Source organism: Pseudomonas cannabina (genome assembly GCF_900100365.1).
Lineage (GTDB): Bacteria > Pseudomonadota > Gammaproteobacteria > Pseudomonadales > Pseudomonadaceae > Aquipseudomonas > Aquipseudomonas cannabina.
This window is the reverse complement of the sequence record NZ_FNKU01000001.1, coordinates 4,777,501-4,802,647: the sequence shown is the minus strand read 5'-3', so window position 1 is coordinate 4,802,647 and position 25,147 is coordinate 4,777,501. Positions and strand designations below refer to the sequence as shown.

At 57.5% G+C, this 25,147-nt stretch carries 14 protein-coding genes, 3 rRNA genes and 2 pseudogenes (1 of these 19 cut by a window edge); 13 read left to right on the top strand and 6 right to left on the bottom strand.

Annotated elements, in window-relative coordinates:
- Position 1: 1 nt before the first annotated feature.
- From BLT55_RS22745 to BLT55_RS22735, 3 genes are all read left to right on the top strand, one after another.
- The gene (locus BLT55_RS22745; protein ID WP_074800917.1) at positions 2 to 4,531 is read left to right on the top strand and encodes an RHS repeat-associated core domain-containing protein; all 4,530 of its coding nucleotides are present in this window, start codon (positions 2 to 4) and stop codon (positions 4,529 to 4,531) included.
- 39 nt (positions 4,532 to 4,570) lie between these two features.
- Positions 4,571 to 5,548 carry an IS5 family transposase gene (locus BLT55_RS22740; RefSeq protein ID WP_007247761.1) on the top strand — a complete coding sequence of 326 codons (978 nt, stop codon included), beginning with the start codon at positions 4,571 to 4,573 and terminating at the stop codon, positions 5,546 to 5,548.
- A gap of 159 nt (positions 5,549 to 5,707) precedes the next feature.
- A complete protein-coding gene (locus tag BLT55_RS22735) occupies positions 5,708 to 6,310 on the top strand; it encodes an Imm43 family immunity protein (protein WP_054998911.1) in 603 nt (200 codons plus the stop codon).
- A gap of 134 nt (positions 6,311 to 6,444) precedes the next feature.
- Here the strand turns inward: BLT55_RS22735 and BLT55_RS22730 are convergent, their stop codons facing one another.
- Both BLT55_RS22730 and BLT55_RS22725 read right to left on the bottom strand, forming a co-directional pair.
- Entirely contained in the window at positions 6,445 to 7,422 is a 978-nt protein-coding gene (locus BLT55_RS22730) for an IS5 family transposase (RefSeq protein ID WP_007247761.1), read from the bottom strand.
- Between the two features lie 194 nt (positions 7,423 to 7,616).
- Positions 7,617 to 8,063: a hypothetical protein gene (locus tag BLT55_RS22725; protein ID WP_054999475.1), complete on the bottom strand. Its 447-nt coding sequence runs from the start codon at positions 8,061 to 8,063 to the stop codon at positions 7,617 to 7,619.
- A gap of 299 nt (positions 8,064 to 8,362) precedes the next feature.
- Here BLT55_RS22725 and BLT55_RS22720 point away from each other — a divergent pair, with 299 nt between their 5' ends.
- The 3 genes and pseudogenes from BLT55_RS22720 to BLT55_RS34900 form a co-directional block, all read left to right on the top strand.
- Positions 8,363 to 9,163: a mechanosensitive ion channel family protein gene (locus tag BLT55_RS22720; RefSeq protein ID WP_054999737.1), complete on the top strand. Its 801-nt coding sequence runs from the start codon at positions 8,363 to 8,365 to the stop codon at positions 9,161 to 9,163.
- Between the two features lie 114 nt (positions 9,164 to 9,277).
- Positions 9,278 to 10,384: pseudogene (locus BLT55_RS34905) on the top strand (FIST signal transduction protein); the annotation flags it as partial.
- Positions 10,385 to 10,939: 555 nt separating this feature from the next.
- A pseudogene (locus tag BLT55_RS34900) lies at positions 10,940 to 11,296 on the top strand (methyl-accepting chemotaxis protein); the annotation flags it as partial.
- A gap of 54 nt (positions 11,297 to 11,350) precedes the next feature.
- Here the strand turns inward: BLT55_RS34900 and BLT55_RS22710 are convergent.
- A complete protein-coding gene (locus BLT55_RS22710) occupies positions 11,351 to 12,832 on the bottom strand; it encodes a YdgA family protein (RefSeq protein ID WP_055002027.1) in 1,482 nt (493 codons plus the stop codon).
- A 277-nt stretch (positions 12,833 to 13,109) separates the two neighbouring features.
- On the opposite strand from BLT55_RS22710, the gene BLT55_RS22705 reads away from it, so the two are divergent.
- From BLT55_RS22705 to BLT55_RS22670, 7 genes are all read left to right on the top strand, one after another.
- On the top strand, positions 13,110 to 13,799 hold the full coding sequence (locus tag BLT55_RS22705) for an HAD-IA family hydrolase (RefSeq protein WP_055002026.1): 690 nt from the start codon (positions 13,110 to 13,112) through the stop codon (positions 13,797 to 13,799).
- Between the two features lie 20 nt (positions 13,800 to 13,819).
- Complete coding sequence (locus tag BLT55_RS22700; RefSeq protein ID WP_055002025.1) at positions 13,820 to 14,827, top strand: aldo/keto reductase; 1,008 nt, start codon at positions 13,820 to 13,822, stop codon at positions 14,825 to 14,827.
- Between the two features lie 315 nt (positions 14,828 to 15,142).
- Positions 15,143 to 15,880, top strand: coding sequence for a GntR family transcriptional regulator (locus BLT55_RS22690; RefSeq protein ID WP_055002024.1), 738 nt, complete (start codon positions 15,143 to 15,145; stop codon positions 15,878 to 15,880).
- A gap of 793 nt (positions 15,881 to 16,673) precedes the next feature.
- Positions 16,674 to 17,450 (top strand): DUF3050 domain-containing protein, encoded by a 777-nt coding sequence (locus BLT55_RS22685; protein WP_055002023.1) that lies wholly within the window; start codon positions 16,674 to 16,676, stop codon positions 17,448 to 17,450.
- Positions 17,451 to 17,490: 40 nt separating this feature from the next.
- Positions 17,491 to 18,438, top strand: coding sequence for a diiron oxygenase (locus BLT55_RS22680; RefSeq protein WP_055002022.1), 948 nt, complete (start codon positions 17,491 to 17,493; stop codon positions 18,436 to 18,438).
- Positions 18,435 to 21,884, top strand: coding sequence for a non-ribosomal peptide synthetase (locus BLT55_RS22675; protein ID WP_055002021.1), 3,450 nt, complete (start codon positions 18,435 to 18,437; stop codon positions 21,882 to 21,884). The genes BLT55_RS22680 and BLT55_RS22675 overlap by 4 nt, the downstream gene beginning before the upstream one ends.
- Positions 21,885 to 21,918: 34 nt before the next feature.
- Entirely contained in the window at positions 21,919 to 22,395 is a 477-nt protein-coding gene (locus BLT55_RS22670) for an SRPBCC family protein (protein ID WP_055002020.1), read from the top strand.
- Positions 22,396 to 22,489: 94 nt separating this feature from the next.
- Here the strand turns inward: BLT55_RS22670 and rrf (BLT55_RS22665) are convergent.
- The 3 genes from rrf (BLT55_RS22665) to BLT55_RS22655 all read right to left on the bottom strand — a co-directional run.
- A 5S ribosomal RNA gene (gene rrf, locus BLT55_RS22665) occupies positions 22,490 to 22,605 on the bottom strand.
- Between the two features lie 107 nt (positions 22,606 to 22,712).
- A 5S ribosomal RNA gene (gene rrf / locus BLT55_RS22660) occupies positions 22,713 to 22,828 on the bottom strand.
- Between the two features lie 162 nt (positions 22,829 to 22,990).
- A 23S ribosomal RNA gene (locus BLT55_RS22655) occupies positions 22,991 to 25,147 on the bottom strand (it continues 736 nt past the right edge of the window).

The following is a 25,147-nucleotide window of genomic DNA, read 5'->3' as shown; positions in this document are numbered from 1 at the left end:
AATGTCTGACGCGTTATGGGCTGCCCGACTGGGCGACGGTCTCGAACACAGCTCGATGATGGCCGATATCCTGGGCGGCGTGCTCGAGGTCGCCGCTTACGCCGCCATCGGGTCGCTGGCCACAATGGCGGTGGTGGCGGCTACCGGCATTACCGTTGCCACCGGCGGGCTGGGTGCCTGTGTGCTCGGTGCGGTGGTGGGGGTGATCGTCGGTCTGGCGATGAGCAGGACCGGGGCAGACCGAGGGCTCACTGATTTATGCGAAACGATTGCCAATGGCCTGTTCCCGCCCACGGTACAGGCCACGATTCTCACCGGCTCTACCGACACGCTGATCAACTCGATTCCGGCTGCACGCGCGGCTGGCGCCGTGCCGTCGCAGATGAACCCGCTGCGCTCACTGGACAGCGAACAGGAAGACGCTGAAAACGAAGAAGCCCCGCACACCGGGCCGAACCTCATGAGCGTCGGCAAGCCGGAAGAGTCCGGCTTTCTGGACATGGCCAAGGGCTTTTTCTCGCAGCTCTGGCAGCCCACCGTCGCAGAGCCGGTGCCCGGTGCGGTGCCCAAGCCGCTGGATCTGGTCACCTGCATGAAGCATCCGCCGATGCCGCCGCAGTTTCTCGCGGAAGGTTCGGAAAAGGTCAGCATCAACGGCCAGCCCGCCGTACGTAGCGGCGACCGCAGCACCTGCGAAGCTAAGGTGGTGTCGTCGGGAATGGTCTCATCCAACGTGACCATCGGTGGCGATTCGGTGGTGGTGCGGGAAATCCGCAGCGGTAAGACGCCTGGCGTCGGCCTGGCGCTGACCGTCCTCATGATGCTCAAAGGCGGCAAGGGTAAGTTTCGTGCCAACCTGCCCTGCATGCTGCTGTCGGCCGTGAACGGTTATGTCGTCAGCCAGGTCACCGGGGCGCTGAACAACGCGATGTCCGGCTCGCCCAATCCGGTGCATGCTGCCACAGGTGCCAAGGTACTGGGGGGCGACGACGAACTCGACTTCGTACTGCCGGGCGTCTTGCTCATCGACTGGCAGCGCTTTTACAACAGTCGCGATGAGCGACGTCACAGCCTGCTCGGTGCCGGCTGGAGCGTCCCCTATGAAATCAGCGTGCAGATCGAGCCGCATCCTGATGGTGGCGAGCGGCTGATTTACACCGATGAGCAGGCCCGACGCATCGACATGGGCTCAATCGCTCTGGGCGGCGCGGTTTTCAGCGCTGGCGAGGGGCTGGCGGTGCGCCGCAACGACAACGGCCAGTTGCTGATCGAGAGTGATGACGGGCTATACCGGTTGTTCGAACCGACACTTGCAGACTCTGCCCTCCTGCGCCTCAGCCAACTGGGCGACCGAAATGACAACCGGATTTACCTGGATTACGACGCCGCAGGAAAACTGATTCGTCTGCGCGATACGCTGGACCTGGTGCAGGTTGAGCTGATCTACAGCGCGCAATGGCCCGACCGCGTGCAGCGCGTTGAACGGCTGTTTGCCGATCAGCAGCGTGATGTATTGGTCAGCTACGACTACGACGGTCTTGGCCATCTGGCCGAAGTTCGCGATGCGCTGGGCCAGGTCCAGCGACGCTTCACCTATGACGTGGGTCAGCGCATGGTCGAGCACCAGTTGCCCACCGGCCTGCGCTGTTTTTATGAGTGGGCGCAGGTGGACGGTGTCGAGTGGCGCGTGGTCCGGCACTGGACCGACGAAGGCGACAGCTACACCTTCGATTACGATTTGCGCAACGGCATCACCCGCGTCATCGACGGCCTGCAACGTATCAGCGTGCGCCACTGGGATGCGCAGCACCAGATCACCGACTACACCGACGCGCTGGGCAACACCTGGCGCTTCAGCTGGAGTGACGAGCGCCAGCTGCTGAGCGCCATCGATCCCGTGGGCGGGCAGTATCAGTACAGTTACGACGAAGCGGGCAATCTGAGCGAAACGCTTGACCCGCTCGGCCGTCGCGAATCGGTTCTGTGGCTGGAACTCTGGTCACTGCCGCTGGTGGAAACCGATGCGGCCGGCAACCAGTGGAGCTATCGCTACGACCAGCGTGGCAACTGCATTGCCGAGGCAGACCCGCTGGGTCAGGCAACACAATACCGCTACGACGAACGCGGCCAGACCATCGAGATCATTGATGCCACCGGCAAGCACAAAACCCTTGAATGGAACGATCTCGGGCAACTGATCGAGCACATTGACTGCTCGGGTTACCCGACCCGGTTCAGTTACGACCGGCAAGGTTATTTGCAGGTCGTGACCGATGCGCTGGGCGAGCGCACGCTCTATGAGCACGATCGCCAGGGCCGTCTGCTGCACTGTCAGTTACCCGATGACCGCATCGAGCAGTATCAGCGCGATGGCAGCGGTCAGCTCATCGGCTATATCGACCCCGCAGGGCACACCACTCGCTATCACTATGACCGGCTTGGACGCGTGCGTCAGCGCTTGGACGCGGTTGGGCGTTCGGTGCAATTCAGCTACGACGCGTACGGCCGCCTGCTGGCACTGACCAACGAGAACGCTGAAAGCTATCGGTTTGCGTGGGACGCAGGCGACCGGCTGACGCAGCAGCAGGATCTGGACGGCAGCGGTCGGCGCTACACCTACGACGCACTGGCCAGCGTCATACACCTGGAATACATCCCCGCTCCCTTCGGCAATGGGCTGGCCGTGGTTCCGGACGACCCGGTTGCGCCCATCGTTCACGCGCTGGAGCGCGATGCGGTCGGGCGATTGATGGCCAAAGTCACCGACGACGGCAGAACGGCTTACCAGTACAACCCGGTTGATCAACTGACCGGCGTGACGTTCACAAACCAGGCGGGCGAGGCGCAGCGCCTGAGTTTCAGCTATGACGCGCTCGGCCAGTTGCTGGAAGAGCAAAGCGCGGCAGGCAGCCTGAAATACCATTACGACGAGTTGGGCAATCTGCTCCAGACGCAACTGCCTGACGGCCGCTGGCTCAATCAGTTGTATTACGGCAGCGGGCATCTACACCAGATCAATCTGGACGGCCAGGTCATCAGCGATTTCGAGCGCGACCGCTTGCATCGCGAAGTGCTGCGCACGCAGGGTCAGATCATTACCCGCAGCGAATACGACCGCAGCGGCCGACTGCGCTCGCGCAAACGCAGGCTCGCAAGCCAGTCACCGATTCTCCCGGCAACCGTGCAGAAACACTTCGACTTCGACCCGGCAGACAACCTGATTGGCCGCCTGGACCAGCAGCCGCGCGGCGACCATCGCCAGTTGCTGCATTACGACGCCACCGGCAGCATCATCGCCAGTCAGGACAACGTTCAGGGTCAGAACGAAACCTTCGCTTACGACGCCGCAGCCAACCTCCTCGACGGACCGCCGAAAAGCGCGGGGCTGGTGGTGCATAACAAACTGCTGACCTATCAGGACAAACGCTACCGCTACGACGCCTTCGGCCGCATGATCGAAAAGCGTAGCGGCAGCCAGCGGGTGCAGCGCTTTATCTACGACGCAGAACATCAGTTGATTGAAGTGCGCAACCACGGCGGCGCGCGCAACACCGTGGTGAGAATGGCCTACGACCCGCTAGGGCGACGAATCGCCAAGACCGAGCATGACGAGCACGGCTTCCCGCTCGGCGAAACGCACTTCACTTGGGACGGCATGCGCCTGCTGCAAGAACAGAAACACAGTCAGACCAGCCTCTACGTATACCCCGACGACGGCTACGAACCTCTGGCCCGCGTCGATGGCACCGGCGCACTGCAAAAGATCCGCTACTACCACAACGACCTCAACGGCCTGCCCGAACAACTGACCGAAAACGACGGCCAGACCGTCTGGCAAGCACGCTACCGGGTCTGGGGCAACACCGTCGAAGAAATCCGTGAGCCCTACTACATCGAAGAACAGAACCTGAGATTCCAGGGCCAGTACCTCGATCGCGAAACGGGGCTGCATTACAACACCTTCAGGTTTTATGATCCGGACATCGGCCGGTTTACCACGCCGGACCCGATTGGGTTGGCGGGGGGGTTGAATACCTATGCTTATGGGCCTAACCCTATTGGTTGGGTGGACCCGTGGGGATGGAGTCCGAGTTCTGCGCTGGATAGATCGTTGGGTGGGGTTGTAGGGGACAACATGCAGGCGCAGCATGTTATTCCAGTGCAGGTATGGAATCGCCACGAAGGGTTTATGAACAAGATTGGAATGGATGGAACACGTGACAAGGCAAGCAATGGGTTGCTCATGCCTGATAGTGAAGCTAAAGCAAAAGCGATTGGAAAGAAGGTCTACCACAACGGATCGCACAAAGACTATTCCAATCTTGTTGATGAGAAACTGAGAAGAATCTCTAGACGTTACTCTCGGAAAGAAATATCTCGAGCGCAAGCAAGGCAACAGGTTGAGTCACTTCAACGCAGCCTTCGCAAGAAAACTGTATCAGGAAAAATACGAACCAAGTCAAGTACTGGTCGACTTTGCTTAAGGAGGCGCTGCAAAAATAGCCAACTGTCCCCACCCTTGGCACACTAAGTTCCTTCAACAGCCTCCCTCTCCGTGAGCGTTACGCGCGTGCAGAAGACCTTCTCCGAACTCGAATATACCGGCAAGAAAAAGCAGACTCGCCGAGATCGCTTCCTGGCTGACCTTGAACAGTTGGTGCCCTGGGCCCTGCTGGAGGCGCAAGTGGCGCCGTTTTATAGCAACACCGCAGGCAAGCGCGGACGCCCTGCGATAGGGGTGTCGCGCATGTTGCGCATGTACGTCGTGCAGCAGTGTTTCGGTTTCTCCGATGAAGGTTGCGAAGATGCCGTCTACGACAGCCAGGCCATCCGCGGTTTTATGGGTATCGACCTGGGTCGCGAGTCTGCACCGGATGCCACCACCTTGCTGCGTTTTCGCCGCTTGCTGGAAGTCCATCAGCTAACCCGGCTGCTGTTTGAAACGATTAACCAGCATCTGGCCAGCCGGGGGCTGCTGCTCAAGGAAGGCACTATCGTCGACGCTACTCTGATCGCCGCGCCGCCCTCGGTCAAGAACCGAGAAGGCAAGCGTGATCCTGAGATGCATCAGGCCAGGAAAGGCAATCAATGGCACTTTGGGATGAAGGCCCACATTGGTGTAGACGCCACGTCGGGGCTGGTGCACAGCGTAGTAGGGACGGCCGCTAACGTGGCGGATGTCACCCAGGTTGGCCAGTTGCTTCACGGTGACGAAACCTATGTTTCGGGTGACGCTGGATACACCGGTGCGGCCAAGCGACCGGAGCATGCTGAACGGGACGTTATCTGGTCGATTGCAGAACGGCCAAGCAGTTACAAGCAGCACGGCGAAGGCAGCGTGCTGTATCGGGTCAAGCGCAAAATTGAATATGCCAAGGCGCAACTGCGTGCCAAGGTCGAGCACCCCTTCCAGGTAATCAAGGTGCGCTTCAATCATCGCAAGGTTCGCTACCGTGGGCTGGAAAAGAATACAGCGCAGTTGTTCAGTTTGTTTGGGTTGGCCAATCTGATGCTGGCCAAGCGGTATTTACAACAGACGGCAGGATAAATCCGTCTGAAAGGCGGGACTGGCCCGCCTTTCAGCAAAATGAGGGCAGAAATCTGCTCGAGAAACGTAAAATAAGGCCGGCAGGTTGAAAAAAACCGGCTTGGAAATGGGGACGGTGCGAACGGGTTAATTGTTCAGCGTCTCCTTAAAGAGGTTTTTATGCACTATACACTTGCTTACAGGAAAGAAAAAAACTGCCCAATTTTTATTGATGGTGTTATTCATGAGACCTTTGTTCCTGGAGCGTACAACAAAGGAATGACTCAGGACTGGCATTACGCGGATCCTGGAGAGCCTAAAGCAACATTACCAAAAAACCTTGTACTTATCACTAAAGACAAGCAATTTGAATTTGACTTACGAACTAGTTTCGAAGGCCATATTGTAAGCGACCGCTTTTGGTCTGTGATAAAAACACTGAATATCGGCCGTTGGGAGGTAGCAAAGCTTGATATCGTTTCCCCAAAAGGAGCGCCTATGGAGCAAGGAGCATATTATTTCATTCGCCAACAAATGTCAGAGCTAGTGCCTGCCAGCGTGATCGACATTGAAAAGTCATCCATCACGTACAGAAAAACAGGAGAAATCAAAAGCGTTGAGAGTCTCACTCTTACAAGCGAAGCTACTCTGGACTTTTTTGAAATTGACGAAACGACTTTACTGGATATAGTTTTTCTTTCACCCGCCGCAGCCGAATTGCTCAATCAACAGGGATTAAAAGGAGTCGAAATCGTAAGTACTGAAAAGCTAGGGAGACGCTGAACAATTAACCCGTTCGCACCGTCCCCATTTCCAAGCCGGTTTTTTTCAACCTGCCGGCCTTATTTTACGTTTCTCGAGCAGATTTCTGCCCTCATTTTGCTGAAAGGCGGGCCAGTCCCGCCTTTCAGACGGATTTATCCTGCCGTCTGTTGTAAATACCGCTTGGCCAGCATCAGATTGGCCAACCCAAACAAACTGAACAACTGCGCTGTATTCTTTTCCAGCCCACGGTAGCGAACCTTGCGATGATTGAAGCGCACCTTGATTACCTGGAAGGGGTGCTCGACCTTGGCACGCAGTTGCGCCTTGGCATATTCAATTTTGCGCTTGACCCGATACAGCACGCTGCCTTCGCCGTGCTGCTTGTAACTGCTTGGCCGTTCTGCAATCGACCAGATAACGTCCCGTTCAGCATGCTCCGGTCGCTTGGCCGCACCGGTGTATCCAGCGTCACCCGAAACATAGGTTTCGTCACCGTGAAGCAACTGGCCAACCTGGGTGACATCCGCCACGTTAGCGGCCGTCCCTACTACGCTGTGCACCAGCCCCGACGTGGCGTCTACACCAATGTGGGCCTTCATCCCAAAGTGCCATTGATTGCCTTTCCTGGCCTGATGCATCTCAGGATCACGCTTGCCTTCTCGGTTCTTGACCGAGGGCGGCGCGGCGATCAGAGTAGCGTCGACGATAGTGCCTTCCTTGAGCAGCAGCCCCCGGCTGGCCAGATGCTGGTTAATCGTTTCAAACAGCAGCCGGGTTAGCTGATGGACTTCCAGCAAGCGGCGAAAACGCAGCAAGGTGGTGGCATCCGGTGCAGACTCGCGACCCAGGTCGATACCCATAAAACCGCGGATGGCCTGGCTGTCGTAGACGGCATCTTCGCAACCTTCATCGGAGAAACCGAAACACTGCTGCACGACGTACATGCGCAACATGCGCGACACCCCTATCGCAGGGCGTCCGCGCTTGCCTGCGGTGTTGCTATAAAACGGCGCCACTTGCGCCTCCAGCAGGGCCCAGGGCACCAACTGTTCAAGGTCAGCCAGGAAGCGATCTCGGCGAGTCTGCTTTTTCTTGCCGGTATATTCGAGTTCGGAGAAGGTCTTCTGCACGCGCGTAACGCTCACGGAGAGGGAGCTGTTGAAGGAACTTAGTGTGCCAAGGGTGGGGACAGTTGGCTATTTTTGCAGCGCCTCCCTAGGTGCCATAGAGCCCGCTTGATTGCTTGAGGAACTGCGGATAAACAGATGCTGATAACACTGGCGCGAGTCAGTACCAAAGCTCGCGCCAAATTTCACAGGCCACCTCAGACACGACGATCAAACCAACACAACCAAACCAACGGCGGCAACAATGCCAGCAACGCCGCCAGATCCAGCCACACATGCGACCACACGCCGCCGTGCACCGAAATCAGTATGTCCTGAGGCGCCCAGAGCAGAAGCCCGGCCATCAGCCAGCCCCACGGCATGGGGCTTTTCAGGCGGTTGCCCAGGTGCACGAGCGCCAGCATGTACACGGAATATGTTTGCAGGGTGGCACCGAACAAGGCCATCCACCAGACCTGTTGCGCGCGGGCAGCGGCGGGAACGGCTTCGGTCCAGAACGCCTGTTCGAGCGTGGTCAGGTAGCCATCAAGCAAACCGGCATAGCCGGCCCAGGTGAACACAAGACTGCCGAGCACGTGCCCCCCTGCAACGGCGTATAACCAGGTCACCAGCGTGCGGCGAAGAGTGTCGGAAGAAAGCGGCATGCCAGGTCCTTGCGTTATCTGAACGAGGTGCCGAGTCTAGCGATTTTCTGGCGGGCGCAACATCGAAGTGCTGGCCTTGTCATTGGCTCTCGTGCCACAACGGCGCGCTCATCGTTATCTCAGGGCTGCTTTGACTCTGAACGAAGTTCGGGACCGTCAAGACCACGAACTATCGTGGCAGCAGGCCTTTTGCCTCCAGTCAAAACTACCAGTAGTCAGCATCGCGTTCTTCCGGGCAATGTACGGCTCCGCTTTGCAGGCCATCTGCCGGGCGAGCCTTACGTTCAGGAGTTGCGTTTATGGATGCGCTGAATGTTATCAACATTGGCACTGACCGAATCAATTCGTTGCTCAACATTGTTCTGCAGTACGGGGTCGCGATTGTCCTGAAGCTTGTCATCGCTGCGTTGCTGTGGATCGTGGGGCGCTGGCTGATCGGTGTTGTGGTGAGGATGGCGCAACGCTCGCTGACGCGGCAGCGGTTCGATCCGACGGTGTTGCGCTATGTGGGCTCGTTCATCACGGTGACGCTGAATATCGTTCTGGTGATCGCCATTCTCAGCTACTGCGGTATCGAGACCACCAGTTTCGGGGCGTTGCTGGCGGCTGTTGCGCTGGCGATCGGCATGGCGTGGTCGGGGTTGCTGTCCAACCTGGCGGCGGGCGGCTTTATCATCGTGCTGCGGCCGTTCAAGGTCGGCGATGTGATCTCGGCAGCGGGTGTGACAGGGACCGTGGTGGAAATCGGGCTATTCGTGACGTCGGTCAACACGGCGGACAACGTGTTGAGCCTGGTGGGTAACAACAAGATCTTCGCTGATACGATCATCAACTTCTCCAGCAATGACTTCCGTAGCGTAGAACTGACCGCAACGCTGCCCGCCACGGCGGACGAACAGACGATCATCCCGCGCCTCAAGGAACAGGTCGCCCGCCTGCCCAATGTGCTGATCAGCCCTCCGGTCGATGTGCATCTGTCATCTACGACGGCCGACTCCATCACCCTGTCCGTGCGGCCTTATTGCCACAACGACCATTATGATTCGGTGCACCGTCAGACGCTGGCCGTGATCCGGGCGTTGATGCTGCACATGGCCTGAACGGGCTGTATAGGCAAAATTCATCGTCCATTGGCTAAGCCGAACCCGTCGGCAGCCGATTAAAAGGTATCGCCCTGTTTTCTGGCCTCTGCCTTTTACTCAACGGACTCAACCATGAGCTTTCTATCTCGCTTCCGGGCCAGCACGTCGCGGACCGGAGGCGTACTCAGTGCCATTACGTCAGCCCGGGAATTGAATAAAACACTGTCGACGCTGAATTTTGACCCAGTTTACCTGACCGGTTTCGTTTCGCCGCATGTTGATTTCGATCAGGTTGCGCGCTCGGTCGCAGCACGCTTTCCCACTGCGAAAATCAGCCTGTGCACGACGTCGGGCGAACTCTGCTCCAGCAATGATTCGCTGTATTGCGCCGCAGATAATCAGTGGGACCGCATTGTGCTGGCACTGTTTGACGCCAGTGTGATCCAGAGCGCGGAAATAGTGCATATTCCGCTGCACAGCGAAGACATTCGTGGCACGGGCAAGCGTCTGTCGATGCGTGAGCGGATTGCGCGGTTGACCGACTCGATCAAGCGCACGCAGGTCAGCACGCCTATCGACCATCGGGATACGCTGGCCTACGTCACGTTCGACGGTTTGTCCGCGTCCGAGTCGTTCTTCATGGAAGCGCTGTATGAATCAGGCCGCTTCCCCTGCCTGTTCGTAGGCGGCTCGGCCGGCGGCAAGGGCGACTTCAAGAAGACCTTGATCCATGACGGCAAACGCAGCTACGAAAACCATGCGCAAGTGGTGTTTCTCAAGAGCGCGAAGAACGTGCGTTTCGGCGTGTTCAAAAGCCAGAACTTCGAGGCTACGCCACTGAGCCTGAGTGTCCTGACAGCCTCGCTGGAAGAGCGTTACATCAGTCAGGTGGTCAACGCCCGAGGCGAGATCGCCACCATGGTGGCGGCGCTGTGTGACGCGCTGAAGTGCGAGCGACACGAGCTGGAAGGCAAGCTGGCGCATTATTCGTTCGCCATCCGGGTGGGCGAAGAGCTATTCGTACGTTCGATTGCGCGTATTGATTACGAAAGCGAGCGCGTCCATCTGTTTTGCGATGTCGCGCCGGGCGAAGAGCTGGTCATGGTCAAGCGGACGTCGATGATCGACACCACGCGCAACGACTTCGCGCGCTTCCTTCAGGGCAAATCCGGCAAGCCATTGCTCGGTCTGTTGAGCGACTGCATTCTGCGCCGTCTGAATAACGGCAGCGAACTGGGGCGTATGAATGGCGTGTTCGGCGAAACACCGGTAGTGGGCTTTTCGACGTTCGGGGAGATCCTCGGCCTGAACCTCAATCAGACCCTCACCGCCGTATTTTTCTTCAAAGTGCCGGAAGGCCATCCGTTCCGCGATGATTACATCGACAACTTCATTGCCTACTACGGCGAGTTCAAGGCGTTCTTTCTGCGGCGCCAGATCAAGAAGCTGGCCGGCCTGAGCCATGTGGTGGTCAAACAGATCAACCAGTTCAAGCAGCGCAATTTCGTCCAGTCCATTGATCCGACCGGGCTCGATGAACAGATTCGTCCGGTGTTCAGCGGGCTGAGTGATCTGGGTGACGTGCTGGTCAAGGCTCATCACGATCAGGAAGAAATTGCCGGTCAATTGCGCCACTACTCCGGCGAATTGCATGTGTCGATGGATGAGTTATCGCAGACCATCACGCAGCAGGAAACGGTCATCGACAAGGCAGGCAACACCGTCAAAAGCCTGGTCAGCCAGGCGGACGAGGTGGTACTCGGCTCGCGGGAGCTGGCCAAGTCCAGCCTGCGCATTCAATCGGTGGTGCAAACGATCCAGCAGATTGCCGGGCAAACCAATCTGCTCGCGCTGAACGCCGCCATCGAGGCTGCACGGGCCGGTGAAATGGGTCGGGGCTTTGCCGTGGTAGCCGATGAAGTGCGCCAGCTGGCGCAGAAAACCTCGCAGAACGCGAACGACATCGGTACCGATATCGAGCGTCTTGCCGAAGAGATTCGCAAGGTGGCGCAGTACATCGAGGAGCAGTCCCTGGAAGTCGGAACGCTCACCGGCTTGCTGTCCGAGCTGGAAGGATCTAGTGGCATGACAGCAGGCACCTCGCAACGTACCCGGCAGCTGGCGGATACGCTGGTAGGGCTGACGAAGTAACCTGCGCCGGGCTCGGGACACCCTTGCAGGCGTCCCGATCACACGCCCGGCAGCTTACTGCTGACCCAGCGCGCCGATTCGGCCCAGAATGTTGCTCATGAACTGTTGAACAGTCATCTTCTGGCCGTTGAAATCGACCATGTCATTGGCGTAGTGCAGATCGGAAACGATGTTGTCGCCATCCACTTTGGCCAGCTGCATCATCTCGGCCATGACGCTGGCCATGTCGCTGGCAGCCTTGGCCTGCTCTGCAATCACCTTGAGGTCGGTCTGACCTTCACGGATGGCCTGCTGAGTGGCGAGATCGCGGATCATCGGTTTGGAGAGAACAACCTTGGCGTTGATCTCGCCCAGCGCTTTCAGCACCAAGGCATTGGCGGGTTGATCGAGCGGGCCTGGATCAGCCAGGTCTACGGCAATGCGCACATGGCTCTCACCGTTGCTGGTTTTGAGCGACAGTTTTTCCAGCTCGACATGCGGTTTGGCCGCGAAGAGCTTTTTCAACTGGGTGTTCATCAGTTCCTGATCGGCCGGGCTCAGTTCCAGTCGGAAAGGCTGCTTCTGCGCCGCTGCCGCTTGCTGCTGTGGCAGGATCTTGTCTTGATAGAACTGGCCCAGCGCCTGGCTGGCCGCAGCGTCGACGTTGGCGAATTTGAAGCCCATGTGGGCGGCACCGACGTCCTTGCCGCCGTAGGCAATTATTCCGGCATCGTAGCTGACCTGAGCAGCCAGATTGCCCGCGTCTTCCTGAGTCAGGTTGACGGCGGCCAGATCCTTGATCTGCACCTGTGGCTTGCCAACCACCTGAAAGTTGAAGCCTTGGGCTTTGAGGTTGGTATGCCCCAGATAGAAACCGGACTTGCCCTTGGTGCCGCCGGTGTCAAAGGTCATGCCTTTGATTTCGACGTTGACCGGACCGTCCGGCGAAGCGACGTTGAGCTGCAGGTTATCCATGTTACCGACAGCGCTGTATTTCTCGGCGTCGGCTGACAGGTCGGTTTTCAGATCAAGACCAGAGAACTTGAACGTGCCGTCCACGTCGGTCATTTCCAGCGGTGCCATCTGCAGCCAGCCTTTGGTGGCGCGGTTGTAACCGATGCTGGCCTGCCCTTTGAGTGGCGTGACGTCTTTGCTCATGGCAAACCACTTTTCGGAACTCGGGCTCTTTTCCAGCTGGAAATTGCTCAGGGCCATGACCGGCAACAGGTTCAGGGTTTTCAGGCGGGACAACGGGATCGGACCGTGTTCGATCTGATCGACCAGCAGAAACTGGCTGTTCTGCGTGCTGTCCGCGAGGTTCTGGATGTCGACGCTGTAATGCGCGGTGCTGCTGAAAAAATGCTTGTCCAGCGAGACCAGTTTCAGCGTCACGCTGGTTTCACCGCCCTTGAACGATTTGGCGAGTTCCTGATTCGCGTTGCTGATCGAATCGTTCAGCGCGCCCTCCAGTTTAGTGCCGGTGTACCAGGCACCCGCCGTGACCAATACGCCCGCCACGACGATAACGCCAACCGCTATACCTGCTGCTTTATTCATAATGACTCGAAGATATCCGTTCTGATGAGGAGGAAGTCGTACCGGGACCGGCAGCACTGATTGAAAACCGCAAGAGATTATCACCGTGGGAGCCCGACAGCCCAGCATTCACGGCCATTTCGGTGAGCACGTCGGCATTATGGCAAGCGAAAGGGCGTGGCCTGAGGCCTTTTGTTGTACGCCACATTTCTCCGCACAGGTTTCTGAAACATAGGGTAGCCACGGTATTCATGGAAACGTTAGGCTGAAACCGAATTCGAAAACCGGACGGGATCACATGAGCGAACAGCACAACGAACGAGGCCCTATCAAGGCCGTCATTTTCGATATGGACGGTCTGTTGCTGGACACCGAGGGTGTCTACACGGAAGTCACGCATCTGATTGCCAGCCGTCACGGGCGCACCTTCGACTGGTCGATCAAGCAGCACACCATTGGCCGCGGCGCCCGGGACTTCTCGGATTACGTGATCAAGGCGCTTGAACTGCCGATGTCGATCGACGAGTTTCTCGAAATTCGTGAGCCGATGCTCGACGAGCGTTTCCCTAAAGCGCCGGCAATGCCCGGAGCCGAAGCGCTGGTCCGCCATCTGGCCGCCCACAATATCCCGATCGCGGTGGGCACCAGTTCTTCGGTGCATTACTTCGAGGCCAAGACGACGCTGCACCGGGCATGGTTCGAGCTGTTCGATACCGTCGTGACGGCCGACGACCCGGAAGTCGGCGCTGCCAAGCCGGCTCCGGACATTTTCCTGGTCGCCGCCCGCCGCCTTGGTGTCTCGCCAGCGGACTGCCTGGTCTTCGAAGATTCGCCGTTTGGCGTGACCGCCGCCAAGGCTGCCGGGATGTACGCCGTGGCTGTGCCGGATTCGCACATGCCGGTCGAGCAATACAAACATGCCGACCTGCTGCTCGCCTCGCTGGCCGACTTCCCGCTCAAGGCGTGGGGGCTGCCTGAACCCGATTGAATGACAAGGAGATGTTGAGCATGAATTATCGAACCCTCGGCCAGTCCGGCCTCAAGGTTTCCACTCTGACCCTCGGCTCGATGATGTTCGGCGAGCAGACCGCTGAAGATGAATCAGTGCGCATCATCGACAAGGCCAGAGATCAGGGCATCAATTTCATCGACACGGCGGATGTCTACAACGGCGGGCGCTCGGAAGAAATCGTCGGCCGGGCCATCGCGGCACAGCGCAGTGACTGGGTGCTGGCCACCAAAGTCGCCATCGGCCCGGCAGAGGGTTTGCCCAACCGGGCAGGTCTGAACCGCAAGCACATCTTCAATGCCATCGAGAACAGCCTGCGGCGGCTGGATACCGATTATCTGGATATTTATTACCTGCACAAGGAAGATCACGATACGCCGCTGGAGGTGACCGTCTCGGCGATTGGCGATCTGATCCGTCAGGGCAAGATCCGCTACTGGGGCGTGTCCAACTTTCGCGGCTGGCGGATCGCTGAAATCGTCAACGTCGCGCAGCGCCTGGGCGTCGACAAACCGGTTATCAGCCAGCCGCTGTACAACATCGTCAACCGCCAGGCTGAAGTCGAGCAGATCACGGCGGCCGCGCATTATGGCCTCGGTGTCGTGCCTTACAGCCCGCTCGCACGCGGCGTGCTCAGCGGCAAATATGCTCCGGATATCGCCCCAGACAGCGAGAGCCGCGCCGGACGTCAGGACAAGCGACTGCTGGAAACCGAATGGCGCATGGAATCGTTGCGTATCGCCCAGCGAATTCAGGCGTACGTGCAGGACAAAGGGGTCGGCATCGTCGAGTTCGCAATTGCCTGGGTTCTCAACAACAAGGCGGTAACGTCAGCCATCGTCGGGCCGAGAACCGAGCAGCAGTGGGACAGCTACACCAAGGCACTCCAGGTCAATGTGACGGCTGAGGACGAGGCGTTCATCGACTCACTGGTAACGCCCGGGCATGCATCGACGCCTGGCTTCAATGATGTTCAGCATTTCGTCTCGGGCCGTCTGCTTCGCTGAGGTGGCACGGCCTGCGGCCTTATGCCGCAAAGGTGAGGCCATGCGCTCTGGAATGCCTGTTTCAGGGCGCGCCGTCACACCAGCACACGGTTAAAATCCGTCGGTGCCGAATGCATATTCGGTACATCGGCGAGATGGGCGGTAAGATACGCGCACATGCTGATGAGCTTGCCAGAGGGCAGGCAAACCGTTTTCATACGGCTGAGCACAATAATGCCTTGGTTTTCGCGACTATCCGGAGAGTCTTGACTAGTCTGTCGGAAATCCAGCGATTAATCGGATCCCATCCAGCCAGGTTGATGAAGAAGTAGGCCGATGCGTAAATCAGATAGAGAAGCCTTTCTGGGCTCGGTACTGGGCACTGAACAGCCTCCGGCGCATCTTGCCCGGGCTGTGATTGAAGAAAAACTGCGCAACGCCATTATCGATGGCAGCCTGCCAAGCGGTACCGCCTTGCGCCAGCAGGAACTGGCAACGCTGTTCGGCGTCAGCCGCATGCCGGTGCGTGAGGCCCTGCGCCAGCTTGAAGCGCAGTCTCTGCTGCGCGTCGAGACGCACAAGGGCGCGGTCGTGGCGCCACTCATTACCGAAGACGCTGTGGATGCCTACGCGCTGCGGATTCTGCTGGAATCCGAAGCATTGCGCATGTCGATTCCTCTGCTGGACGAGCAGGATCTGGCGACGGCTGCCAGCTGTATCAAGCAGCTTGAAGTCGAAACCGATTTTACGCAGATCGGCCGGCTCAACCGGATGTTCCACCTGTCGCTGTACGCCAAGGCACGCAACAAACGGCTGATGCGTCTGGTTGAAGAAGGCTTGAACGAAGAAGAACGCTTTTTACGGTTCAACCTGTCCGACATGGGCCTGGGCAAGCTTTCTCAGGATGACCACTGGGAGCTGCTGCGGCTGGCCGAGCAGAAGGCCGTCGAGCCGTGTGTCGAAGCCCTCAAGCTGCACCTTAACCGCGGCGTTCAGGCAGTCACGCACTACCTGAGCAACAAAAAAGCCAACGACACGCGACAGAAACGCCCGCGCAAGAAAGAACCCGTCTGAATCAACGACGCGGCTGATTCACAGGGCGTCGACTCTGTGGATCAGTCGATCGCTCTGCTGCACACCTCCCCTTCGCCTTACTCCGCCAGGCCAGACCATGGCGCAGTGTCATTACGTCTATTTTCCTGATCCGCCGGGTGCCCCGCTGCCGGAATGAGGCAAACTCCGCCGTGGCTCAAGAGAATCCAGCCGGAGGATCTATCTTGGCCACGGCCGAACTGTCCACGCAGGACCGGGACAGTTCTCTGTTCATCTGAACTCAATGGATAAGGAGTTGCTGAACAGGGCAGAGAGACAGTGGACGTCATGTCCAACGTCGCCCGTCAAAAATTCAAAAACCCAAACTATTCGATATCACGGCAACGCTGAACGAGGCATTCGTTCATTATTTATAATTCCAGCCTAATAAGCCGGAAGGGTTGCCTGCGCATTTATAAAACATGTTAGCTCAGTTTTATACGCACACTTATATTCCGAAAAAACCCTCCACTAAATATTATTAAAAAGTGATTGCACAGGTGATTGGATATGCTCTAAGTTTTCTACGCAGCTCATGTGCCATCAGCGCTTCATCGCTCTCCCTGCAAGGCCTAAAGCCTTGAATAGGGCTTACTGACAAGCACCTCAGGCAGCAGAAACCCTGCAGGCTTTTCGATAAAAAAGTCTTTTACGGCAGGCTGACGCTCGCCTGAGTTTCGGGTAAAGCGTGATGTTGAATTTGCACTAACTGCGTTTGTTTAAAACGAAGATTACTACAACACTTAATCGCAACTCTGACTGAGCGGGTATTGCCATGCTGTGTGAAAAAACACTGTTGAGCCACAAGAAAGTTGAACTGAGTCGTCATCCGATTTTTGCGGAGATCAACTCGTTACCGGTCCTCCGGCGCTTTATGGAAACGCATGTATTCGCTGTCTGGGATTTCATGTCCCTGACCAAGCGCCTGCAGCAGGAACTGACGTGTACCCAATTGCCCTGGCTGCCGCCGAGCGATGCCTCAGCCGCCCGGCTGATCAATGAAATCGTGCTGGGTGAGGAATCCGACGATCAATTGGGCCACGGTCATTACAGCCATTTCGAACTGTACCTGGACGCCATGCGTGAAATCGGCGCCAGCACGCTGCAGATAGAGCGCTTCATCGAACTGCAAAAACAGGGCGTGCATTACGCAACCGCGTTGCAGCGGGTCAATGCCGACCAGGCCGCTGCCGCGTTCGTCACCCACACACTCGACACCGCGCGTCATGCACCTGCGCACGGCGTCGCTGCTGCATTCCTGCATGGCCGCGAGAGCGTTATCCCGCTGATGTTCCAGAGCATTCTCGATGACTGGGGCATCACCGCCGATCAGGCGCCAACCTTTCGCTATTACCTGGAGCGCCACATCGAGGTGGACGCCGAAGACCACGGCCCGGCCGCAGAGCAATTGCTGGCGCGACTGGTGGCGGACGATGCGCAGCGCGAAAAGGAGGTTTATCAGGCGGCCATCGCAGCAGTGGAAAGCCGGCTCCAACTGTGGGACACGCTGCGCATGAGCCTGCGAGCACCGCTGATGCAGGCCAGTGCGTAAGGCCGGTCGCCAATCCAGAAGCTCTTACAAGGAAGCCATCATGAAAGCAGAAGACTACCGGTCGTTCATCGATGCGTGGGAGGGCCGCGCGACCATTCGCACTCGTCCGCGCAGGATCGTCGAGAACGATGAAAAACTGATCTATCCCCTCAGCCGCCAGCCGCTGGTGCTCAGCGACACGTTCACCCGCGAATGCGCGCATCTGCGTGATTACGCGCTGGTGCAGAGCCTCTACAAGTTCATCAATGACGTGGTGATTTTTGAAACCGAAATAGTCGACAAGACCGCACGCAGTATCGCCAAGGACAACTTCGCGATTCGCTTTCCGTTCGCCTGCCGTTATGACGCGATGACCGTGGTGGTCGACGAGGATTACCACGCGCTGGTGGCGATGGACTTCATGCAGCAAACCATAGCCCTTACCGGCATCGAGGCGATCATGTTACCCGACGAAATCGAACTGAGCAGGGCGATACCCGCAGCGCTCGCACTGGCGCCCGCCCATCTGCGCAGTGCCGTGGAACTGATCTGCGTCGCCATCGCGGAGAATACGGTAACCAGCGATGTTGCAGCGTTCGCCAGGGATGACTCGGTCAAGCAGTCGGTGAAGGGGCTGATGGCCGATCACTTGCTGGACGAAGGCCGGCATTCCGGATTCTGGGCCCGGCTGGTCAGAATCTACTGGCACACGGCACCCGGCCCGGACCGTGACTGTATCGCGCGCATCATGCCGGTGTTCATCGCTCAATACCTGACCAACGATATCCAGAGCAGCTTCGACTTCACGCTGATCGAGCACTTGCAGGTGCCCGATCCGGTCAAGCAGGCGCTCAAAGCCGAAACCCTGGCCATGAGCTTCCCCGTCAACCGCCATCACCCGCTGATCGGCAATATCGTGCGTTTCTTCAAGAGCAGTTCAATGCTGGACGATCCCTGTGTGCAGCGTGAGCTGGCAGCCTATCTACCGGCTCAGGGATCGCTGCAATGAAGCGCCTGGAGATTGTGCTCATGGGTCACAGCCCGACCCTGAGTGAACTGAGTGCCGAGTTGCAGGCACACGGACATGCGGTGCATCACTTGCCTGACCAGCACGCTCTGCAAGCGTGGTCGGGCATTGCAGGCGCGCTGCTGATCGAAGATGGCAGCCTGGACCTGAATGAAGCCCTGCCAGAAATATCCGGGCACTGTGTGCAGCTTGGTCTGCGTGTCGGTTTCAGCCCTGCGCAGGCGTCGGGGCTGTCCCGGCTGGAATTACTGTGCTGGCATGGGTCTGTCAGCACTCAACGGCTAATCACCCGGGAGTGGCTGACCGCAGATGAGTCAGGCAACGGGCGCATGCTGCGTGACGAGGCGGTCGCCAGACTGGTGGAGCTTGCGGCGTTGCACGTCAGCCGCTTTTCCAGGGATGACCGCTATTTCGAGAGTCTGACCACTACCGAGCCTGCGCAGAGTGACCGGCAGGACGGTTTGCAGGCGGTGGATCGGTTGCTGTTCGAACATCGCTTGAACCATACCGCACAACCACACCTGCTGAACATCGCCGAAACGCCAATCAGTACACGACTGGAGCAGGCGCTGCTGACCTTCGCCGAACGCCCGGCGCTGTCCGTCCACGGACATTCGTTCAGTTATCGCGAACTGCATGCGCACAGCATCGCCATCCAACTCCATGTGCTGCCGTTGCTGATCGAGCACCGGGCGGCTGACACCCCGCCAGTGATCGGGATTTGTCTGACCAGGTCGGTTGAGCTGTATGCAGGCATTCTGGCGATTCTGCGCTGCGGCGCGGTGTATCTGCCGCTCGATCCCGGTCAGCCATTGCAGCGTCAGCAGTACATCCTGGAAAACGCCGGGGCAATGCTGTTGCTGCACGACGGAACACACCCGTTGGCGGCTGCCGAATTTCCGGCATTGAACATCAGTGCGATGACCGTGCTGGAAATGTCTGCGGACCTGATGCCGGTTCGGCCCGACCAGGATGCGCCGTGCATGGCGCTGTACACATCGGGCACGACCGGGCAGCCGAAAGGCGTGTCGCTCAGCCAGCGCAACCTCAGCCACTTCACCGCCTGGTACGCCGAGTACGTCAGCCTGAACGAACGCAGCCGGGTGCTGCAGTTTTCAACGCTGAGTTTCGACTCTTCGATCATTGATATCTTCCCGACCTGGCTCAGTGGTGCTGAACTGGTGGTGCCCGATGACGATCAGCGACGTGATCCGTTGCAACTGCTGGGTGTGCTGCAACAAGGCATCACCCACGCGTTTTTGCCGCCCGCGCTATTGAGCATTCTGCCGCTGGATCAGCCGCTGGGGCTGGAACACGTGATGACCGGCGGCGACGTCTGTGAACCGCACGTCATCGCGCAACTGGCCGGGCAGTGTCATTTCCACAACCTCTATGGACCCACCGAAGCGACGGTGCTGGTCACCGCCTGCGAGTTTTCGTCATCCGGCAGCAACCGCACACTCGGGCATCCGATTGCCAACAGCCAGGTCTGGATTCTGGATGAGCAATTGCAACCGGTCGCCGAACAGACGCCGGGGGAGCTGTACATCGTCGGTCCCGGCGTTTGCCTGGGCTATATCAACAATCCCGAGCTGACAGCCGAGCGCTATGTACGGCTGCCCACGCCGGACGGGCAGTCTCTGCGCGCCTATCGCACCGGGGATATCGCGAAGTGGACGGCTGACGGTGTCGAGTTGATCGGTCGTCGCGACAATCAGGTGAAGATTCGCGGTTTCAGGGTCGAGCCTGAAGAGATCGAACATTGCCTGCGTGCCAGTCAGTTGTATCGACAGGTGGCCGTGGTGGTGGACAGCCAGCGGCGGATTCTTGCGTTTCTCGCGCACCCGCATGGCTCTCATGACGAACAGGCGCTGAGGGCTCACGTGCAGCGTATGCTGCCGGACTACATGCACCCTGCCGTTTGTACGCTGCTGCCCGGCATGCCATTTGCCAGTAACGGCAAGATCGACCGCAAGGCGCTGCTGGACATACCACTGAGCTTTACCGAACAACACGACCGCCGTTTACCTGCGACCGGACAGGAACAGGCACTGGTGGAGTTATGGGCAGGGTTGTTGGAACTGCCGCCGGGAGATATCTCGACCGACGAAAGCTTTTTCAATCTGGGCGGCCATTCGATTCTGCTGTCGCGCTTGCTACTGGGCATTCGGGAACGGTTCGGGCGCAGCATTCCGATCAACCGCTTCATCGAAGCCCCTACTGTTCTGACATTGGCCAGCCTGATCGATAGCGACGGCACATCAGCCCACACCATCAGTCCACAGGCGCTGCGGGATGCCAGTGCGCAGTTCCAGCTTGCGACGTTGCCTATCGGCAAGCTGGGAGATGTTCACAAGGTCATTGTCACCGGTGCCAACGGTTTTCTCGGTGTGCACATCGTGGAAGCGCTACTGAATTGGGGCGCAACCGAGATCGCCTGTCTGGTTCGTGAAGGATCGGGGCAAAGCGCACAGCAGCGCTTCGAGCATGCACTGCGGGAGAACCGGCTGGATCATCTGGACCTGAGTAGGGTGAAGGTCTATTCGGCCGATGTCACAAAGCCCAGGCTGGGGCTGAGCGATGCCGTTTATGAAAAGCTTGATCGGGAGTTCGGTGCACTGGTGCACAACGCGGCCAATGTGAACCACGTTCAGGACTACGAAACCCTCGCCCGGGATAACGTCGTACCGGTGTTCGAGTGCCTGAAACTGTGTGAAGGGCGCAGCAAGAAGGTCTTCAACTTCGTCTCGACGCTCTCTGCCTCCAGCGCTATCGATGCGACCGGGCATGTGCTTGAGCAGCCGGCTGCCGAGACCCCGCCGATCTACATCAAGAATGGTTACAACCTGTCCAAATGGGTTGCTGAGCGCGTCCTGCAGCGTGCGAGGGATCAGGGCGCGTGGGTAAATATCTATCGTCCTGGGAACATTGCCTTCAACAGTGTCAGCGGCGTCTGCCAGCCGCAAAAAAACCGTCTGATGCTGATGCTGAAGGGGTCCTTGCAGTTAGGTCAGGTCCCGAAGTTCGACATCACCTTCGACCTTATGCCGGTGGACTTTCTGGCGCGCTTCATCGGCTTTCATACCAGCCGTTATCAGCCCGAGCGTGCGGTGTTCAATCTGCATAACCCGGAGCCATTGAGCTGGAACAGCTACGTGGAGGCCTTCCGCGAGGCCGGGCGCCAATTCGAACTGGTCAGCGTGGCGCAATGGCAGACGCAGCTCAGTCGGGTCGACAGCCAAAACGCACTGTTCGGCGTATTGGGCTTTTACCTCGATGGATTCGAAGAGGACATCAGCGATATCTCGATGATCGAGTACCAGAACACCCTGGCCGGCATCCGCCACATGGGCGCGCAGTACCCGCAGAAAACCCCGGCGCTGCTGCGCAAGGGCTGCGATTACCTGAAGGACATCGACTTCATCTGAGTCGACACCTCTACTGACGTAAATGGAGAAACACATGAACACACTTCACAGCAATTTGAAGCCAGACACCCTGATTAAAAACCCTGAGCAATGCCGAGTGGTTTCAGCGGTGGAAATCCCCGGTGATGCCGACAGTGTTTGGGCTGTCGTAGGTAACTTTGGCGGCTTTCAGGCTTTCATTACGGCACTGGAAAGCACTGAGGTTACCGGCACAGGTGCAGGCTCGGTTCGCAAGAAGCTGTTCAAGGACGGCAACGTGGCCATCGAGCAGTTGAACTCGCGTGATGATCAGGCGTTGTACATGACCTGGTCGCTGATCCACACAAGTTTGCCTGTCAGCAATTTATGGGCGGCGATGACTGTTGAAGCGATCAGCGAACAAGCTTGCATTGCCAGCTGGACGATCGTAGCGGACTCCGTTGCGGGCGGGCCTGAGGGAGCTGCATTCGAAGCGTTTCTTCAGGGCTTTGCTGACGGTGCCATGAGCAATGTGCACAGTCTGTTTGCCTGATGTCATGGTCTGACAGCACTGCTCGGTGACCATGTTGAAAGCCATAACGACAAAACCCCTCATCGCGTTAGCGATGAGGGGTTTCGGAATTTGATCTTGACGATGACCTACTCTCACATGGGGAAACCCCACACTACCATCGGCGATACATCGTTTCACTACTGAGTTCGGGATGGGATCAGGTGGTTCCAATGCTCTATGGTCGTCAAGAAATTCTGTTGCCGATCCGTTACAAGGTAACGTGTCAGCGAATTTTGGTGACTTCTACTTAAACAAAAACCCTCAACGCGTAAGCGATGAGGGTTTTTGGAATTTAATCTTGACGATGACCTACTCTCACATGGGGAAACCCCACACTACCATCGGCGATACATCGTTTCACTACTGAGTTCGGGATGGGATCAGGTGGTTCCAATGTTCTATGGTCGTCAAGAAATTCGGGTACCGAGTCGCGCCTTGCGGCGCGCTTCAGCAAATCGGGTATGTGATAGCAAGCATTGGTGTCGTTCGTGACGCAAACCTTCGGTTCGTGTCATCTCCACAGTCACCGCAATCTGATGCTCCTTAGGGGAGTCGCAAATTGCTTGGGTGTTATATGGTCAAGCCTCACGGGCAATTAGTATTGGTTAGCTCAACGCCTCACAGCGCTTACACACCCAACCTATCAACGTCGTAGTCTTCGACGGCCCTTCAGGGAACTCAAGGTTCCAGTGAGATCTCATCTTGAGGCAAGTTTCCCGCTTAGATGCTTTCAGCGGTTATCTTTTCCGAACATAGCTACCCGGCAATGCCACTGGCGTGACAACCGGAACACCAGAGGTTCGTCCACTCCGGTCCTCTCGTACTAGGAGCAGCCCCTCTCAAATCTCAAACGTCCACGGCAGATAGGGACCGAACTGTCTCACGACGTTCTAAACCCAGCTCGCGTACCACTTTAAATGGCGAACAGCCATACCCTTGGGACCGGCTTCAGCCCCAGGATGTGATGAGCCGACATCGAGGTGCCAAACACCGCCGTCGATATGAACTCTTGGGCGGTATCAGCCTGTTATCCCCGGAGTACCTTTTATCCGTTGAGCGATGGCCCTTCCATACAGAACCACCGGATCACTAAGACCTACTTTCGTACCTGCTCGACGTGTCTGTCTCGCAGTCAAGCGCGCTTTTGCCTTTATACTCTACGACCGATTTCCGACCGGTCTGAGCGCACCTTCGTACTCCTCCGTTACTCTTTAGGAGGAGACCGCCCCAGTCAAACTACCCACCATACACTGTCCTCGATCCGGATAACGGACCTGAGTTAGAACCTCAAAGTTGCCAGGGTGGTATTTCAAGGTTGGCTCCACGCAGACTGGCGTCCACGCTTCAAAGCCTCCCACCTATCCTACACAAGCAAATTCAAAGTCCAGTGCAAAGCTATAGTAAAGGTTCACGGGGTCTTTCCGTCTAGCCGCGGATACACTGCATCTTCACAGCGATTTCAATTTCACTGAGTCTCGGGTGGAGACAGCGCCGCCATCGTTACGCCATTCGTGCAGGTCGGAACTTACCCGACAAGGAATTTCGCTACCTTAGGACCGTTATAGTTACGGCCGCCGTTTACCGGGGCTTCGATCAAGAGCTTCGCTTGCGCTAACCCCATCAATTAACCTTCCGGCACCGGGCAGGCGTCACACCCTATACGTCCACTTTCGTGTTTGCAGAGTGCTGTGTTTTTAATAAACAGTCGCAGCGGCCTGGTATCTTCGACCGGCATGAGCTTACGCAGTAAATGCTTCACCCTCACCGGCGCACCTTCTCCCGAAGTTACGGTGCCATTTTGCCTAGTTCCTTCACCCGAGTTCTCTCAAGCGCCTTGGTATTCTCTACCCAACCACCTGTGTCGGTTTGGGGTACGGTTCCTGGTTACCTGAAGCTTAGAAGCTTTTCTTGGAAGCATGGCATCAACCACTTCGTGTTCTAAAAGAACACTCGTCATCAGCTCTCGGCCTTGAGATCCCGGATTTACCTAAGATCTCAGCCTACCACCTTAAACCTGGACTACCAACGCCAGGCTGGCCTAGCCTTCTCCGTCCCTCCATCGCAATAACCAGAAGTACAGGAATATTAACCTGTTTTCCATCGACTACGCTTTTCAGCCTCGCCTTAGGGACCGACTAACCCTGCGTCGATTAACGTTGCGCAGGAAACCTTGGTCTTTCGGCGTGGGTGTTTTTCACACCCATTGTCGTTACTCATGTCAGCATTCGCACTTCTGATACCTCCAGCAAGCTTCTCAACTCACCTTCACAGGCTTACAGAACGCTCCTCTACCGCATCACCAAAGGTGATACCCGTAGCTTCGGTGCATGGTTTGAGCCCCGTTACATCTTCCGCGCAGGCCGACTCGACTAGTGAGCTATTACGCTTTCTTTAAAGGGTGGCTGCTTCTAAGCCAACCTCCTAGCTGTCTAAGCCTTCCCACATCGTTTCCCACTTAACCATGACTTTGGGACCTTAGCTGACGGTCTGGGTTGTTTCCCTTTTCACGACGGACGTTAGCACCCGCCGTGTGTCTCCCATGCTCGGCACTTGTAGGTATTCGGAGTTTGCATCGGTTTGGTAAGTCGGGATGACCCCCTAGCCGAAACAGTGCTCTACCCCCTACAGTGATACATGAGGCGCTACCTAAATAGCTTTCGAGGAGAACCAGCTATCTCCGAGCTTGATTAGCCTTTCACTCCGATCCACAGGTCATCCGCTAACTTTTCAA

What these genes read in the sequence shown, in the direction of transcription:
- BLT55_RS22745 (WP_074800917.1), top strand. Translation starts at nt 2, where the DNA reads ATGTCTGACGCGTTATGGGCTGCCCGACTGGGCGACGGTCTCGAACAC.
- BLT55_RS22735 (WP_054998911.1), top strand. Translation starts at nt 5,708, where the DNA reads ATGCACTATACACTTGCTTACAGGAAAGAAAAAAACTGCCCAATTTTT.
- BLT55_RS22725 (WP_054999475.1), bottom strand. Translation starts at nt 8,063, where the DNA reads ATGCCGCTTTCTTCCGACACTCTTCGCCGCACGCTGGTGACCTGGTTA.
- BLT55_RS22720 (WP_054999737.1), top strand. Translation starts at nt 8,363, where the DNA reads ATGGATGCGCTGAATGTTATCAACATTGGCACTGACCGAATCAATTCG.
- BLT55_RS22710 (WP_055002027.1), bottom strand. Translation starts at nt 12,832, where the DNA reads ATGAATAAAGCAGCAGGTATAGCGGTTGGCGTTATCGTCGTGGCGGGC.
- BLT55_RS22705 (WP_055002026.1), top strand. Translation starts at nt 13,110, where the DNA reads ATGAGCGAACAGCACAACGAACGAGGCCCTATCAAGGCCGTCATTTTC.
- BLT55_RS22700 (WP_055002025.1), top strand. Translation starts at nt 13,820, where the DNA reads ATGAATTATCGAACCCTCGGCCAGTCCGGCCTCAAGGTTTCCACTCTG.
- BLT55_RS22690 (WP_055002024.1), top strand. Translation starts at nt 15,143, where the DNA reads ATGCGTAAATCAGATAGAGAAGCCTTTCTGGGCTCGGTACTGGGCACT.
- BLT55_RS22685 (WP_055002023.1), top strand. Translation starts at nt 16,674, where the DNA reads ATGCTGTGTGAAAAAACACTGTTGAGCCACAAGAAAGTTGAACTGAGT.
- BLT55_RS22680 (WP_055002022.1), top strand. Translation starts at nt 17,491, where the DNA reads ATGAAAGCAGAAGACTACCGGTCGTTCATCGATGCGTGGGAGGGCCGC.
- BLT55_RS22675 (WP_055002021.1), top strand. Translation starts at nt 18,435, where the DNA reads ATGAAGCGCCTGGAGATTGTGCTCATGGGTCACAGCCCGACCCTGAGT.
- BLT55_RS22670 (WP_055002020.1), top strand. Translation starts at nt 21,919, where the DNA reads ATGAACACACTTCACAGCAATTTGAAGCCAGACACCCTGATTAAAAAC.